Below are 16078 nucleotides of genomic sequence, written 5' to 3'. Positions count from 1 at the left end.
CTCCAGACTAAGGATTTAATTTTGAGTATTTATTTTTGGGATTTTTAACTCTAAAGAATTAGAAAAAATAGAACTATAAAACAGAGCACCTTCGTATGTTAAATGATGCGGGTCAAAAAAATAACGGACATCACTCACAACTTCAGTATGATCGATTAAAGTCTGACCTCTGAGTTCTAAATGCGATTTTAAATTTGAAATCCAGTCTTTTCTCCATTGCGAATTTTTATAAAATGCAAATTCAATTGGATTCTCAGGACTTAAAATCAATACAAAGGGGATTTTGTTTTTGTAAAAATAATCAGATATCTCCAGGATACGGTTGAATTCCAACCAAGGCTCAAATAAAACTGAGTTTACATTTTTTTTTGCTTCTCGAACAAAGTGTAACCTCCAGAGTTCATTCCTTGAGCCAGCATCACGAATCATTCTTTCAAAGTAATCTTTTTTAAAATCATCGACTGCCATCGTCACCAAACGAGTGTCATCCCAATAGCTTGATCGAGAGTAAGAACGATTTTTTACATCCACTTTTTTGCAAAAAAAATGAGAGAGCCGGACTCCCACTTTTTCATCATTCCCATACCGAATGAGATTTACTTCTTTTGCAGAAGACAACTCCGACACAACTTGAAGTTGTACTAGAGACCATTCTGGTGAATCGGGGATCAGATTTATCCAAACCAAATCATTCCAACCGGAACGTTCATAAGTTTTTTCCAATTCAAAAATTGGTTTTTGGTTAGTTAGAGAATTCTCATTTGAATAAAAACGAAATTTTAACTTTGTATTGGGTCTCTGTGTAAATATAGATTCTTTAGGTTTTTTTTCGGGACAAGACAGAGTTGCCACTTCCCTTGTCCATCCCTTAGACCAAATCCCTTCCCTTGGCTTTTCACCTTGGTACAGATGATACTTTCTACCACTGCGAAAATGATTATCGATATAAACTTCGATCGGATCCCAAAAGAACACTCGAAACCGACTCACATAAAAAAGGGATTTTGTTGCAAGTTTAGAAATTGTTTTTCTAGGTAACTCCATCCAATGATCATTCAAATACGCATCCGGATAGATTGTTTTTGCAGGATATCTTTCTCCAAATTCTTGAAGCCATTGGGTTTCATTGAATTCAAGTTTCCCCTCTTTAGGTTCTAAATATTCCCATTGTAAATCTGCAAAATTATGTAAATAAACCACTAAGTCGGGATGAGATTCGAGAAGGATTTCTTTATAATAAAAAAGATCCGTAGGAGCCATTGCAACATGAGAAAAAAAAGAATATCTTGTTTTTGAGATATCTTTTTTGTTTAATTCATCTGGCAGAACTGAATAGAGGGCAACAGAACTTCCAGTGATGATGGTTCTATGTTTATCTTTTGTGGACTGTAATACCTTTGTTTTATGTATGAAGTTATACCAAGGAGATGAATCCCATTCTGTTTCATTTGGGAAAAGAAAATAGAGATCGAAAAAAAGAATTCGATCTAACAAAAAAATCCCACCAAGCAAACAACAGGTGAGAAAAAACACTCTCCATTTCAATCCGAAACGAGATTTGTTTACGGATATTGAGGGATCAGTTTCCATTTTCTTAATAATAGTTTTTTAGCAAATTGGATTGCAAGCTTCAAAACTTTGCGATTGAAACTACTGTTTGAAAAAACATAACGGATGGGTAATTCTTTTATGGATCCATCATTATTTGCAACAATTGAGAGAGCTTCCATATGGAAATCAAATGCAATTGATTCCAAAGGATATGCTGCAATTTTTTGAAACATCGGTTTTGAATACCTTCTGTATCCGCTTGTACAATCACGTAAGTTTGCTCCAAATAAATTGAAAATACCTTTGGACAAACAATAATTCATAACTTTGGCAGCAAGCCAAGATATGAACTTACGGTATAACGGAACATTGACAGTGGAAGTTCTAGATCCAATGACAAGGTCACACATAGGATAAGATTGAAATTCCTTTAGATAACTAGCGTCATGCGACAAGCCGGCATCCATTGTGATCACCCAATCATATCCTTTTTCTACCGCATATTTCATACCATCTTGGATTCCCTTTGGAATATGGGTATTTTTTTCATGGCGAATCACATGAAGACGTTTGCCAAATTCCTTCTGTAGTTTAGTTAAAATAGTCGGCGTGGCATCCTTACTTGCATCATCCGTCACCGAAACATCGGCATAAACAATGGCCCCTCGAATCACTTCTTCAATGGTTTCGGCTTCATTGTATGCAGGGATGACAACTAAAGTTCTATTTTGCATTCTACTTTCCAGAAATATTGAATACGTCCTTGTTCGCTTCAATCCACTTGAGAAGTCGAGTGACACCTTCTTTCGGAAGAATCTTTGGATTAAAACCGAATTTTTTTGCTTCAGTAATATCGCAAATAAAGTAACGCATGTCACCTGGCCTTTCTACTTCAAAAAGTATTTCTTGTTTTTTACCAAGGATTTCTCCAATCAAATGAATACATTCCAGAAGGGAAATTTTATGAGGGCTTGCACCACCAATATTATAAACACCAGGTATCGGATTTTTAAAAAACTCCAAATAAGATTTAGCACCATCTTCAGCATGTAAAATATCGCGAGTTTGTTTACCCGTCCCAAAAATACGAAGTGGTAGTCCAAATACAGAACGAATGGCAAAGTTTGCTACCCATCCGTGGTCTTCACCACCAAACTGACGTTCCCCATAAATCCCGGTAAACCGGAAACTCGCTGCTTTTACACCATACATATCCGTATAAGAACGTACATAATGTTCAGCACTCATTTTCGAAGCATGAAGAGGAGAAATCTGGCCCACCATAGTTGGTTGGGTAACAGGGATTTCTACTGGATTTCTTTCATAAGAGGTTTTCCCTTCCGTCAAACTATCGTTAATGGAATTTCCATAGACATGAATGGAGGATGTATTCACGACTGGAATTTTGTGTTTCCTTGCCGCTTCCATAACATTAAAAGTTCCAATCACGTTAGTTGAAAAATCTAGTTCCGGGTCCTCCCAGGAAATGGTCATGGCAGGTTGCGCCGCTGTATGGATGATATAATCACAATCTGCAGAACGATCCATAAGATGTTCTAAATTTCGAATGTCACCTTTTACCATTGTGACACCAATCGACTTTAAATAATTCCAGTTATAATCACGAGTGGCGTCAGTTCCATAACCTGTGCGTTTTAATTCATATTTTGTCATGTTGTCAAAACTAACAACATCCCAACCTTCTTTACGGAATAATTCACAAACATGGGACCCCAAAAATCCGCATCCGCCTGTTACCAATACTTTATTCGCCATCGCGATCTTCTCCTAGGTAAAACTTTTTAGATAAAATTAATTTCATTATATGAATGGAATCAGAAATCATATCACGTAATCTATATTCCACTTGCCCCACTGGTTTGAAATAAGAAACTGGGATTTCAATACAACGCATATGTGACCTTACAATATCGATCATCAGTTCTACAATGAACTTACGATCTTCAACAACAAGTTGTGGTTTCACTCGTTCGTAAGATTCTCGCCAAACAGAAAAAAACTGACAATCCACATCGGTAAATCGAGGTTCTTGTCCCCACCAAAATACTTCGACCAATTTACCCATCAGTAAATTCACCAAACGATAAAGTGGTTTTAAGTTCGAACCTTGTTCGATCATCTGCCTAGTGGTGCGTGTCCCAATCACCATATCCGAATCTTTCATATATTCGAGTAACTTTGGGAAGTCTTTGGATCTAAAAGATCCATCGGGAGAAACAACAACAATGATATCTCCAGTTGCGTATTCGATTCCCCTTCTTACTTGCTCTCCGAGTCTCGTGGGATCGCCATCACCAGGAAATGTGTAAGTTTTCACTTTCTCTTTTTTACTGAGAGCCAAAGTCTCATCAGTTGATTCATTATCAATGACAATGATTTCGTTAAATTTGTCTTTGAAGTCAACAATCACATCTGTAATGGATCTTTCATTGTTGTTGGTTGGAATGACCAAACTGGTTTTAAACTTATGGAATAAGTCATTTCTCACTTCATATACTGCATGATAATAATCTTGCATGGAGTTGATGTTGAAGTATTCACAACTGAGCATGGTTGCATACACCCCTCCTTTGGACTCCTTCGCCATTTTATCTATGACATCAGTAATTTCGATCACACCTGACTTTTGTGATGCGGGAGTTTTTTTAAAAAACTCAAAGTATTCTGGGGTAAAAAAATAACTGCCCAATCCTAAAAGTTCATTGGGAGGATTTTCAGGTTTCTCAACTAAATTAAGAATTTTATCATTCTCTAATACAACAGAATAATTTTTGCGAATTCTTGAGAGTAATGATGTTTTCACTATCCCAATGGAAGCTGCCATATTGGGATGTTTCTTTAAAACTTTTAAAAAGATATCATGGTCAGTTCGATAATAGAATTCATCCCCAAGAATCGTTAGAAAAGGTTCATGAATGGTTTTTTCAAGACTCGCCACATCAGAAGCCAACCCTTTCTCTGTCCAAGCAACTGGTTCAATAACCACTTTGGGTATTATGGATCGGATGTGTTCAATCTCTGCAATGATTTGTTCTTTGAGGTGGCCTACGAGTACATAGACCTTTTCAATTCCAAAGGTCTTCACCATGAGCTCCACATTTCGGTGGAGGATGGACTTTCCTTCAATGACGAAGAGAGGTTTTGGAATGAAGCTGGTTCGGGGATATGCTCGGGTTCCTTTTCCGGCAGCCGCAATGACCCCAATTCTGATCTTTTTCAATGTAAAAGGAAAGTCCCTGGAATGGACTAGTGGGTCAATTAGAAAAGGATCGTTTCCAACGGTAGAATTGCAAACCAGGACGAGAACGATACCCTTGGAAGGGCTCCCAAATTCGCTTAGAAGGATTCCATGACTTTTCGGGGTCTTTGCCACCAAGTCCGTTCAGATGGAAGCCCCAAATGCCTTCTGTTGTGATTTGTGGGGCATCAAAATGAATGGCCACCGGATCCCCTGGTCTATGGTCCAAAACGTAGGGCATCAGCACTTCTTTCCAAGTTCCGAGCAAAGACTCAGAAAGGACTAGTGGACCTGACCCAAAAGGCCCCAACCGAAACTCCAAATGGTCGCAGTCGAACCGCCTGAGGAGGGCCATTTTTTTCCCCCAAGTCTCTGTGGCTCGGATCTGGCAAGCTTCTGGGACAAGAATGAGGTCCTTACCATCCCGGGTCACTTTTCCAACAAATAAAACCTCTTCCCAACCACGGGATTTTTGAAACCGAAGCTCCTGCGCATTGTAAAAAGAGTTTCCCTTTTCTGTAAAAATTTCTATTCCTAGAATTAGGTAGCCATTTTCCGTAGGTAGCATTTCGGAAAAATACAGACCGTCCAGTGACTTTGCAAAGTTTGGATTCGTCCAAATGAATGTCAGGGAAAAAAGGCCTGCTACTAGGAATTTATGCATTTAAAACGATTGATCCTTTTTCCTTTCTTCCTTTTAACATCATTCACATTTTATTGCAATCCACTCAATCCACAAACAGAAAAAAATAACGATCTGGTTCTACTTCTGGGAGCCTATTCTTTGCTAGGAAGTAACTGTGTGAATGGACCCGATCTCTGGGCAAGGGATTTAATCACACAATCCAGTGTTTGTGTTTCCGTTGATTTGGTTAGTTCAGGTACGAATGTCGAAGTTTACAAAGAAAGGTCTCTATCTGTAAATTACGACTTATTAAAATTTGCCAGCGATTTTGATACAATTACTTACCCTACGCTCGTAAGTACCTTTGGTGCACCAAGTGATATCGATGGAGATGGGAAAGTAAAAATCCTCGTGATGGACATTCGTGATGGTGCCACAGCAAACAGTGCCTATGTGGCAGGATATTTTGACCCTATCAATTATTTTCCTGACAATCTATTTTCTAGAGTAAGGTCCAATTATGCAGAAGTTCTGTATATGGATGGAAAAGAATTGATTGTGGCTCTCAAAAATGATCCGAATGCGTTTGCATCTACTGCAGCCCATGAATTCCAACATCTACTCCGATATCCAAGAATGCGTGCGGTAAACCAAACCGACGAACTTTGGATCAACGAAGGAACAAGCGAAGTAGCCAGTGACATAGCTGGTTACGGGCCACAAATCAGTCGATTGGATTGTTATTCGGGAGTAAATGATTCTCGTTGTTCCGATGGGATCAATGGTATTTCTCTTTTAGATTGGGATAGTAGTAGTTCCGATGTTCTAAAACAATATTCTTTTGCTTATGTGTTTATGCGTTATCTCTATGACATCTCTGGAACTAATGAACCACAAAGACAAAACTTCTTTAGAGAAACAGTCATTGGGACTTCTGGTACAAGAGCCAACTCAACTGGGAACTTAATGAATTTATTTAAAAATACAACCTTTGCTCCCAATTTTGATGCCTCTTTACTCGGGAACCAGAACTCGGACGTGTTCTTTCGTGTCTTTGCCCTTCTCACTGCACAAAGTTATCAGCTTGTCGATCTTACTTCCGTCCAGCAGGTGACTAGTGATGGTGCTGCTCCCACTAACATTAATTTAACAACTGCACTGGCAAGATACCCCTTACCCGCAACCCTTTCAAGGATCGTTACAAATCCTGTCACACCAACAACTTACAAAAACACAATCAAACAGGGTTCAGCAAATTTTTATACTGCATCTTCTGGAACTCCAGCCATTCCTGGAAGTTCAAGAAAAAACTATGGAAGGGTGATTGCGGCAAACACGAAAGGAATTTTCTTTTGGGCGGATTCACCGTCTGGGCTCAGTGCCAGTATGAAGTATGTACAAACGAACGAAGAAGGAACCACTCTCATGATTCCTAAAAAACCAAGATCCCTCAAATCGGTAATTGAATCCTCAACAGGGCCCATCCCCATTTGTGGAATTGAGTTTACAGATGATTTGGTTCATACTTCCGAAAATATTCCAATAGAATAGAACGCATTAGACTTCGGTAACAATCTTTTGCTACGTGACCTCCATCTGCGAACGCATTACAGGTGTAAGATGGATCATTTTTAAGTTTTAAAATCGAAAAGTCTCTACTTGTTGTGATTAAATCGATCTCTTTTTCCCAAGTTTTGACTAATGTTTCTTTTTCCATCAATGTTTCAAAATCAGGAGAGGAAAGAGGCCAAACGATTACCGTTTTGATTTTTTCCTCTTTCAAACGATCTAAAATCTTTTCATAAAACCCAAATTGCATAGGGCTACGAACATATGAAGCAAATAACCAATCCAAGGTTCTATGGCTTGTCATTTGCAACGAGTTAGAATCTTTTTCCATATAATTATCAATCGGTGAAAGGCCATTTCCGTTATGGCTTAGAATATAATCATACGTTGCCTTATGCATTCCGATGGCATTGTCCAAATAAGGATTTCTATAATTTTTCCACATTTGATCTATATACGGTTTATAAGTTCCAACAGCAAAAAGTTTACGGCCCAAGTAAAATGAAACGTGGTCTTTTCCAAACAAACTCAAGTTAGACAAAACATAAGATAAATCAAAACTATAAGTGAGGTTAGAACTTTTGAATACGGAGTTTTGATTAAACTGATTTGGATCCGTCTCCATAATGACCAAATCTGGTCTGATGCCTGCATCCAAAATCTTTGTCAGCTGAAAATCGTAATAAGCAGGTGTAGTTACTGCTGAAGAAAGATTGTATATATCCCAATCTGGATAAAACGAAACCAATTCATCGTAATCAAAATAAAGAAGACGAGAGGACCCCAAAATTAACATGATTTTTTTTGTTTTTGGGGATCCCACTCCCGGTTTTTCGGAAATTAATTTTTCTAAAAAGTCTGATTTTGCCTTATAGTTAACTGCCGTTAAATCTATCTTGGTAATCGTTTGGATATAGGGGATTCGAAATATAGAATCTACCAAAAACAAAAATAGTAAAAGAATAACCGGGTAAAAAAGGAACCGCGCCTTGAGCATATCTGAAAGGAGAAAGGAAATGGATTTAATTGTAAAGCGAATTGAGATACCTCCCCCGAGCTTTCAGCCGAGGGAGAAATAGTTTAAGCGACTTGTGTGCGAGCGAGTTTACGTTTCTTTTTCAAGTTGACAAACCAATCATCCGCATTACGAACATGGCTTACCAATTTTTTTACATATTCCCTGTTTTCAGGATTCAAAATTTCACGCGCTTCTTGAATGATTTCTTCCACTGTTTTTACATGAAAGGTAAAATAACTAGTAAAGAGGTCGTAATACTCTCTATCTGTATTTTCCCAGTCTTTTGACTGAATGTCTGCGTAAAATTCAGATAACTGTGGTATGTCGATCTCAGGTGTCGCATCAAAATGATTATTCATCATTGCGATCCGGTCAGTTATATCAGTTAATTTCTGGAAATACGTTTCCAATTCGGGATATTCCATCTTCCAGCCCTCCTTAACAACCCTTACTTTTACCAGGATTTTAGAAAGGCCTTGGAGATCAAGATTTTTTAAAAAATTTTGTGATGTCCGGATTTTGTTTTAAGAAGTCTTTTAAATGAACGGCTTGCCCATCCCAAGCCTCTTTGGCTCCTTCAATCCAAACATCAGATCCTTCTCCATCCGGGAACCCTCCATTAACAATCGTTAACTGAGATTGATTTTGTCCTTTCGATTCGAATAATAATTGTAAATAAATTGCACCTGTCGGATCAGCAGGATGGTCTTTCCATTCCATCACCAATTCTTTTAATGGCTCAATCTTTTTATAAATTCCGTGAGTGGTGAAATCACCTTCCAAACCCAATTTCCAAGTCCATGAGAAATCCCCACCAACTTTTGGTCTTCCTCTTACTTCATCTGCCAACCAATGGACTAACACTTCATAGACGGTAACACCCGCCCACAATCGTTCGATTGGTTCATCAAAGGTAAATACAGACATTGTTTCTCTCATACACAGAGTAGTAAAGAGACAGGTTTTCTTTGGCAAGATGTTTTTTGGGATGGTACTACCGATAGGTTCCCCTACCGGTAGTCAGGTTTAGTACGAATTTAGAGATTTAGATTGTTTGGCCTTACATAAACCGATTGAATCACACTGATGTTTCGCATCTGAAAAGCCGCAGCACAATAAGCCAAATAGTATCTCCATTTTCTAATAAAAGTTTCGCTATACCCTTGGATTCTTACCTCTGTCAGGTTCTCTTCAAATGCCTTTAACCAAAGCCTTAACGTCTTCGCATAACTTAGTCCCATATCTTCCAAGTGAAATAAATACATATCTCCCGTACGACCAATCGATGGCAATAGTGAACCGGGAAAAATATGTTTCTGAATGAAATCGATTCCATTTTTGAATGAGGTAAACCGAGAATCAGGACAAGTGATGACTTGGAGGGCCATAATTCCGTCTCTTGTCAAAAGGTCTTGACACTTTTGAAAGAATGTTTCGTAATATGCATCCCCGACTGCTTCTAACATTTCTACAGATACAATTTTAGTGTATTGTCCCTCGATCTTTCGATAGTCCTGGATACGAATTTCGATTTTGTCAGATAATCCTTCTTTTTGAATTCTTTCTTTGGCATAAACATATTGTTCTTCGGACAGAGTAACGGTTGTCACACGACATCCATAGTATTTTGCTGCATGAATGGATAAAAATCCCCAACCACTACCAATCTCCAAAAGATGATCTCCAGGATTAAGTTTTAACTTTTGACAAAGTTTATCCACTTTCCTTGTTTGGGCTTCTTCTAAACTATCTTCCAGAGATTCAAAATAGGCAGAACTATAGGTCATTGAAGGATCAAGAAACAATTTGTAAAATTTGTTCCCTAAATCATAATGTTCTACGATATTTTTTTTACTACCTGTTAGGGTGTTTTTTCTTAAAAAATGTAAGAATTTATTGCCTAAATTGAATAAATCCAAATGAAAAAGTTTCTTTTTGGCTCCGGAAAGATTGGGACTATCATCCACATTCAAAATAAACCAAGAAATTACATTTTCAATGGAATCGGTTTCCCAATCACCTGTTAAATAGGATTCTGAAAACCCAATATCACCATATAACACTGATTTCTTGAAGAAAACAGGATTTTTTACATGGATGAGTGCCGAATGAAATTTTGGCTCAAAAGAAGAATTTACATCTCCAATGGTAACTTGTTCTCCATTTGGGAAGATCATACGAAGGGATCCTCGTTTCATGGAACTCATAGCTTTCAAAAATATCTTCCTATAAATGGGGAATTGTTCTAAAGTAGACTTGTTCTTTAATTCGGTAAAAAGTTTTGAATCAATCGTGTCTTGTAAGAGGGACTGGTTCTGTGATTTTTCCAAGGGGAACTCCTGTTTGTTTCTCTAAGTTTTGGTGTTTCTGAATGTACGGAATTTTTTTGATCCAAAGTTTGAACGCTTGCCAATGAATCAATGTTATTATTTTGACGGTGATAAATGGAAATTGGGTAAAAAGTTTTAATAAGTATTTTGATTGAAATGGAATTTTTTTTCCAAGAAAGGATGTGGTTAAAATTCGTTTCCCATTTTCGAAAGAGTCGACACCAATCTGCAGTTGATCATTGGGTAAGTTCAATCGAAACTCAAAATCGGAATCCAAACTAATAAAAGGTGAGACATAAAAATTCTTTGGTTCCCGGATATAAACATCGGGATCAGCAATGGTTCCCTTGGCTTGTTTAAAATAACCAACGTAAGGTTTGATTTCCCCAAAGGTATTCCCTACTTCTGCAATGGATACCAGTGGCTTCCCATTCGTATCAAAACAAAAGTAAAAACTTACAGGATTAAAAACATATCCTAAGACCCGAAGATTGGTAAGAAGAAATATCTTTCCAATGTTCAGAACACCCGAAGCCTCTAAAAAAGACTTAACGTTTTCATAAATTGTTCCTTTTTCAAATTGGATATGGTCTTTATCATAAAAGGAAAATAAGTTAAAACGGTTTCTGGAAAACCAAAAACTCTTGTGGGACAATTGGTCTATTTCCGAGAGATCCAAATAAAAATTAAAAATTCGGTATTGGAATTTATTTGGTTTCGGAGCGGTCCGAGCGTGGAACACGTCCGCTTCATACATACAAGAGTTTAAGTCCATGGGTCCCTTTTTAGTATGTTCCCCGAAACATTCACTGCTGATAAAAATCCATCTTCATGAAATCCATACCGAAAGTAAGCACCCGCATAATAGATAGGTCCATTTTGGTTTAACTCAAACAATCGGCTTTGGCCAAGGGAGGCTTCCACAGAAAAAAGAGGGTGTTCATAATCGATTTTTTTGATGATTTTATCCTTCGCTACACGACCAGGATCATTGATGGTCACAAAATAATTTTGTTTTTTGGAAACATTTTGCAAACGATTCATCCAATAGATTGTATATGGGTTTTGTTTTCCCATTCCATCTTCGACAATTTTATAATTCCAACTCGACCAACAAGAAGAGACTTTTGGCATATCACTCGCATCCGTATGTAAGGTGGCTGTATTGTGTTGGTATTGATAAAGAGGTAGGAGTTCACTCTCCAATTTTGTAGGATTTCCTAAAAGTTTCGCAGAAATATGGCCATGAGTGGCAAGTAATACCTTATCAAAAATTTCTTTTTTACCTTCTCCAAACACAAGTTCTACCTTCCCATCACCTGTTCGGTTCACTTGTTTGACGGGATGATTCAAACGAAACTTGTCTTTGATCGGAGGGATGATTCGTTTGATATACTCATGAGACCCGCCATCCACTGTGTACCACTGGTGCTGGGTATTGAGTCCTAAAAATCCATGGTTATAAAAAAAACGAATGAGTGATTTGGCTGGAAATTCTAACATCAAATCAGGAGGGGTCGACCAAACCGCAGAACTCATCGGGATTAAATAGAAGTTTAAAATGTCTTTTCCATATCCAAATGTTTCCATATAGCGTCCCAAATTCCAAGTATCGTATTTAGGATCGTCTAAAATTTTTGGAGCCGACTGATTGAACCTGTCGATCTCCAGTAACATTTTCAGATACCGAGGTCGAAATAGATTTTTTTTCTGAGCAAATAACCCCGAGAGACCTGAGCCACAAAACTCTAATTTGGTGGGATCATGTTGGACACTAAATGACATATCTGATTTTTTAGTGGGAACATTTAATGTTTGGAAAAGTCTAAGAAGATTAGGATAAGTCACATGATTGAAGACAATAAATCCTGTATCAATGGGAATGTTTTTCCCATCTTCTTCTACCATCACCGTATTCGTATGACCTCCGATATAATCGGCACTGTCAAAAATAGTTAAATCAAAATCATTTTTTAAAAAATAAGCGGAGCCAAGACCTGCGATCCCTGTTCCAACAATTGCTAAAGTTTCTTTCACTAGTTTCCCTTTTTGGTCATTAGACCATTAGAGAAAGAGTTGGTTCATTTCTTTATGCACTTCCTCCGCTTTCTTTTGTGCAACTTGTCCGTAATTTTCCTCTAAGGAACTGAGAGTGATCCCTCTTGATGAATTGATGAGAGAACGATTCCCCGATGCTTTCACAATGGATTTTAAATCCCCTCCTTGTGCTCCAAATCCCGGGATGAGAAAATATAATTCGGGATGACGAATTCGTAATGATTGGATCTCAGAAGGATGGGTTCCCCCCACAACAAGTCCTACTTGGTCAGGATATTCCCCTGCAAGCCTTGCCATTTGATCACTCACTTCTTCATATAAGTAGAGATCCTTACCCAAAAGTTTTTGTTTTTGGAAGTCTTGTGAACTAGGGTTGGATGTGAGTCCGAGAACAAAAATATAACCACCCAAATCTAAATAAGGAACGAGACTATCTCGACCCATGTATGGATTAACAGTAAGGGCATCCACTCCCAATGTTTTAAAAAAATACTTAGCATACTCTTTGGATGTATTGGCAAGGTCACCTCGTTTGGCATCCATCACAATGGGGACTTCAGGAGATACATCCTTCATCACGCGCACCATATGTTCTAATGCAAAATACCCTTCGGCTCCTAACCTTTCAAAAAAAGCGACATTGGGTTTCCAAGCTGCTGCATAAGAATGTGTATAACGGATGATGGTTTCAGTAAAATGGACAAGTGGTGCTTTTGAATCCAAACTAACTTTGGGTAACTTTTCCAATTCGGGATCGAGACCAATGCAGAGAAGAGATTGCAAAGCATCCCGACGGAAATTGAATTTTTGAATGAAATTAGAACTTGGGCTCACTTGGGTTCCTTAATTTGGATCTTTTGTTTTCGTTTTTCTAACTCTTTGTCAATGTCTCGTTTTTTATAACGACCATAAATATGACCAGGGATGACTGCCACTGCCGTGATGGGATTGGCTACCACATCCCCAATGGCTCCTCCCACATATGTTGCATAGGCCGGGGTGAGCAATTCATAAGAGGAGTCTAACTGTTCTTTGTCATTTTTTTCTGCAAAATAATTTAGCGCATCATCGGAGGCACGTGCCTCATGATACAAAGCTCCAATCACGGGGATGGCATAAACGGCTGCATAAAGAGTTCTTTTTTCCCTTTGCGCAAAATCTTTTGCATGGCCGCCCTCATGAATGACAACAGGAGGTAGATCCGAATAAACGTTAATTGTGTTCGTAAACGAATTATAATGATCTCCCCCAATGGTTCCTGCAAACAAACGACCAGGCAAAAAAGTATAAGCCAATAAAGAAATGGATCCAAAAAAATAACGAACCAAGGGGTTTATATTTTTGTTTTTGGGAAGCCGTTTCCATTCTGAAAGTGGTGCATATTGGTTGAAACGAACTTTGACATCTCGTAAATTGTTTTCCTTGATATAACGGATCAAATATTCTTTGGTTTCTTTGGATATATGGTGGTTGTCCGCTTTCAGATTCCAAAGTACAAGTTTGGAAGGAAGAGAAAAAATCCAATTTCCGGTTTGGTCCAAAATCCAAATTGGTTCCCCTTCTTCAAATTGTGGTTCATCTTCTGTAAATTCAGGGCTTGGTAAATATGGGTTCCCATAGTTGTATTGTTTTTCTAAAGAATAACAGTTAAAAAAGGTAAAACCCAACCACAGAAGAATGATCAAAACACGAATTCTCATAGACTATCAAGAATTTCCTTAAGTTTCGGATCCACTGGTTCTTGTTTGGTGGGAGTGGCTTTGGGTTTTAGTGGTATTGGTTCAATGTCAACTGGAGAATTTTGGTTAAACCCCGACACAATCTCCAATTTCGCAAAAAATTCGGACAATGAATTTCTGCCCAGTTGATTTAGTTGGTCTTCTCGATTTCCTCGAAACCCATTGTAAGGAACATACCACAACAATGGAACCACTGTTAATAGACTTCCTGTTAAATAACAATTGGTCACACGTGAATCAATTTCATCATAGTAAGAAAATGTTTCTTCCGCTGTTCCGAGAATTTGGATCCGAGCTTTCATCCTTACAAAACTTAAGTTTTTGGAACATCTATCCAAAGAAACAAGTTGGTATTCATCAATAAAAATCTTTCCACCCCGATCGAGTAACAAAGGGAAACGGTTTCCTCTGATAGAAAGTTCCTTTCGAATTAAATAAGAGAGTGGGCCATATTCATTGGTAAGCCCGTCGGGATTTGTAAAATACCCATCGTAAACACCCATCTTCATTCGATTCTCATCTTTCACAAAGATTTCGATATGATCCATTTTTTTGACATAGTCAAAAGCAATTTCCTGAGGGAAAGGTCTGTACACTCGAAGAGAAATCCCACATCCAAATCCGAATAAAGAAACTATACAAAAAAAGAAAAAATGGAACCTCAACTTAAAAAACATAAGTGTACCCAAAGTAAAAATTCGAAATCAAGTAACTTCTGGAAGGACGTTTGTCCCGACCATCCGCTTCATAAAAGGCAGAACTCAAATAATAATCACGAACTCCCGATACAAAGGACTCTTCGTTCAAAGCACGAATCCCAGGTGCATAAGATTCGTTTGTTCTCCAAATGTATTGGATGATTTGAAATCCCATATGAAATTTATGATGGTCTAATGGTTGCCAGTTGGCCTGCGCTAAGAGATCAAGTCCAGTGATTGTGGTTTGTAATGGTTTCTCCGAAAACAAAGAATAAGCTTCTTCTCTGGTCGTGGCGCCTTCCGCAAAACGTGGTATACCACCCATCTGGGTTAGGATGTCTCTTCGGTATTGGAGTTTCCCCAGAGGAGTAAAAAACAATTCTCCTCCCAATTCATAAGAAAAACCTTCACCAAGTTTATGATAAAATCGAAATCCCGTACTCGGTGCAAGATAACGCATTGAATCTCGCATGACTCCTGTTTGTCCTAAAGTTTGCGAGTTAAAAACAGAATTTGTATGAAAGGAGCCAGCTCTTAATCCAAAATCCCAACTATATCCTATATTTTTGGATAAATCTTCATAAATTTTCAGAACTAACTTATGTTCTGCGTTATACAACCGATCCGAATGGAAAGCCGATTGGTTTCCACCTAAATAACCTAATGAAATAAAATCGTTTGTTGTTTGAAATTGGAAATAGATATATTCCAATCCCCATTTTGCCGAGTTGTGTTTGTAAGCCACTCGTGGTGAAAAAGAACCGGAAGCCTGGTTTTTTTCCAAATCATACTGATAGGGAAGAGTTCGGATATTTTGATAGCCAATAGAAGAACGAGGGTAATATGGAGTTCCCGCTTGGAAAGCAATACGACCATCATCCAAGGCCCATTCTCTTCCCGAAGAAAAATCCCCAACTTGCCCTAAAGCACGAAATCCAATTTCCCATGTCCCTTGATGGAATTCCAGAGAACCCTTGTTTGTTGCAGGTGCAGAAGAAGTAGCTGGATATTCATTCGGCTGTTTGTCACGACTTTGAAACTGTTCAGAACGAAGCCGTTTTACCTTGGAACGAAGTTCATCGGCTTTTTTTGGGTAACCACGTTCTTCATAAGATTCCGCTTCTAATTCCAATTTCGTTGCTTTTGTTTCCTGGGCCCAAAGAACATAAGGCCCAAGAAAATAAAAAACAAAAGATAGGAAAAAGAAAGAGGAAACCTTTTTCACAAAGTT

General features: G+C 38.2%; 16 protein-coding genes. 1 reads left to right on the top strand and 15 read right to left on the bottom strand.

Translation table 11 applies throughout. From position 1 onward, the window contains the following. Nucleotides 1–15: 15 nt before the first annotated feature. Genes CLV96_RS15325 through CLV96_RS15305 form a run of 5 tightly spaced genes read right to left on the bottom strand, consistent with a single transcriptional unit; the run spans nucleotide 16 to nucleotide 5474 of the window. Nucleotides 16–1590, bottom strand: coding sequence for a hypothetical protein (locus CLV96_RS15325; RefSeq protein WP_208325412.1), 1575 nt, complete (start codon nucleotides 1588–1590; stop codon nucleotides 16–18). Further along, nucleotides 1563–2285 (bottom strand): glycosyltransferase family 2 protein, encoded by a 723-nt coding sequence (locus CLV96_RS15320; protein WP_004788089.1) that lies wholly within the window; start codon nucleotides 2283–2285, stop codon nucleotides 1563–1565. The genes CLV96_RS15325 and CLV96_RS15320 overlap by 28 nt, the downstream gene beginning before the upstream one ends. A gap of 1 nt (nucleotide 2286) precedes the next feature. Beyond that, a complete protein-coding gene (locus tag CLV96_RS15315) occupies nucleotides 2287–3327 on the bottom strand; it encodes an NAD-dependent epimerase/dehydratase family protein (RefSeq protein WP_004788049.1) in 1041 nt (346 codons plus the stop codon). After that, complete coding sequence (locus CLV96_RS15310) at nucleotides 3317–4792, bottom strand: nucleotidyltransferase family protein (protein ID WP_004787917.1); 1476 nt, start codon at nucleotides 4790–4792, stop codon at nucleotides 3317–3319. Before CLV96_RS15310 ends, CLV96_RS15315 begins: the two co-directional genes overlap by 11 nt. 34 nt (nucleotides 4793–4826) lie before the next feature. Then, nucleotides 4827–5474, bottom strand: coding sequence for a hypothetical protein (locus CLV96_RS15305; RefSeq protein WP_040917499.1), 648 nt, complete (start codon nucleotides 5472–5474; stop codon nucleotides 4827–4829). Nucleotides 5475–5612: 138 nt separating this feature from the next. Between CLV96_RS15305 and CLV96_RS15300 the strand changes: the two genes are divergently transcribed. Continuing rightward, nucleotides 5613–6986, top strand: coding sequence for a hypothetical protein (locus CLV96_RS15300; protein ID WP_004787966.1), 1374 nt, complete (start codon nucleotides 5613–5615; stop codon nucleotides 6984–6986). On the opposite strand, the gene CLV96_RS15295 is transcribed toward CLV96_RS15300, so the two are convergent. The 10 genes from CLV96_RS15295 to CLV96_RS15250 all read right to left on the bottom strand — a co-directional run bounded on the left by CLV96_RS15295 (nucleotide 6940) and on the right by CLV96_RS15250 (nucleotide 16072). After that, entirely contained in the window at nucleotides 6940–8001 is a 1062-nt protein-coding gene (locus tag CLV96_RS15295) for a DUF1574 domain-containing protein (RefSeq protein ID WP_040917497.1), read from the bottom strand. The genes CLV96_RS15300 and CLV96_RS15295 overlap by 47 nt on opposite strands. Nucleotides 8002–8084: 83 nt before the next feature. Then, nucleotides 8085–8447: a hypothetical protein gene (locus CLV96_RS15290; protein ID WP_004788240.1), complete on the bottom strand. Its 363-nt coding sequence runs from the start codon at nucleotides 8445–8447 to the stop codon at nucleotides 8085–8087. A gap of 58 nt (nucleotides 8448–8505) precedes the next feature. Then, nucleotides 8506–8961, bottom strand: coding sequence for an SRPBCC family protein (locus tag CLV96_RS15285; protein WP_040917496.1), 456 nt, complete (start codon nucleotides 8959–8961; stop codon nucleotides 8506–8508). Nucleotides 8962–9059: 98 nt separating this feature from the next. Beyond that, nucleotides 9060–10352 carry an SAM-dependent methyltransferase gene (locus CLV96_RS15280; protein ID WP_134152035.1) on the bottom strand — a complete coding sequence of 431 codons (1293 nt, stop codon included), beginning with the start codon at nucleotides 10350–10352 and terminating at the stop codon, nucleotides 9060–9062. After that, nucleotides 10309–11109, bottom strand: coding sequence for a DUF1365 domain-containing protein (locus CLV96_RS15275; protein ID WP_004788214.1), 801 nt, complete (start codon nucleotides 11107–11109; stop codon nucleotides 10309–10311). Before CLV96_RS15275 ends, CLV96_RS15280 begins: the two co-directional genes overlap by 44 nt. Before the next feature lie 8 nt (nucleotides 11110–11117). Further along, nucleotides 11118–12389: an NAD(P)/FAD-dependent oxidoreductase gene (locus tag CLV96_RS15270; RefSeq protein ID WP_004788063.1), complete on the bottom strand. Its 1272-nt coding sequence runs from the start codon at nucleotides 12387–12389 to the stop codon at nucleotides 11118–11120. A 27-nt stretch (nucleotides 12390–12416) separates the two neighbouring features. Then, complete coding sequence (pyrF, locus tag CLV96_RS15265) at nucleotides 12417–13244, bottom strand: orotidine-5'-phosphate decarboxylase (RefSeq protein ID WP_004788147.1); 828 nt, start codon at nucleotides 13242–13244, stop codon at nucleotides 12417–12419. After that, the gene (locus CLV96_RS15260; protein WP_004788254.1) at nucleotides 13241–14110 is read right to left on the bottom strand and encodes a hypothetical protein; all 870 of its coding nucleotides are present in this window, start codon (nucleotides 14108–14110) and stop codon (nucleotides 13241–13243) included. The genes pyrF and CLV96_RS15260 overlap by 4 nt, the downstream gene beginning before the upstream one ends. Continuing rightward, nucleotides 14107–14826 carry a hypothetical protein gene (locus CLV96_RS15255; protein WP_004788109.1) on the bottom strand — a complete coding sequence of 240 codons (720 nt, stop codon included), beginning with the start codon at nucleotides 14824–14826 and terminating at the stop codon, nucleotides 14107–14109. The genes CLV96_RS15260 and CLV96_RS15255 overlap by 4 nt, the downstream gene beginning before the upstream one ends. Next, entirely contained in the window at nucleotides 14816–16072 is a 1257-nt protein-coding gene (locus CLV96_RS15250) for a hypothetical protein (protein WP_004788212.1), read from the bottom strand. The genes CLV96_RS15255 and CLV96_RS15250 overlap by 11 nt, the downstream gene beginning before the upstream one ends. Nucleotides 16073–16078 lie beyond the last annotated feature (6 nt).

This window comes from Leptospira meyeri (assembly GCF_004368965.1).
Taxonomy (GTDB): Bacteria; Spirochaetota; Leptospiria; order Leptospirales; family Leptospiraceae; genus Leptospira_A; species Leptospira_A meyeri.
Note: the sequence above shows the minus strand (reverse complement) of the source record. Positions and strands in the feature narration are given on the sequence as shown.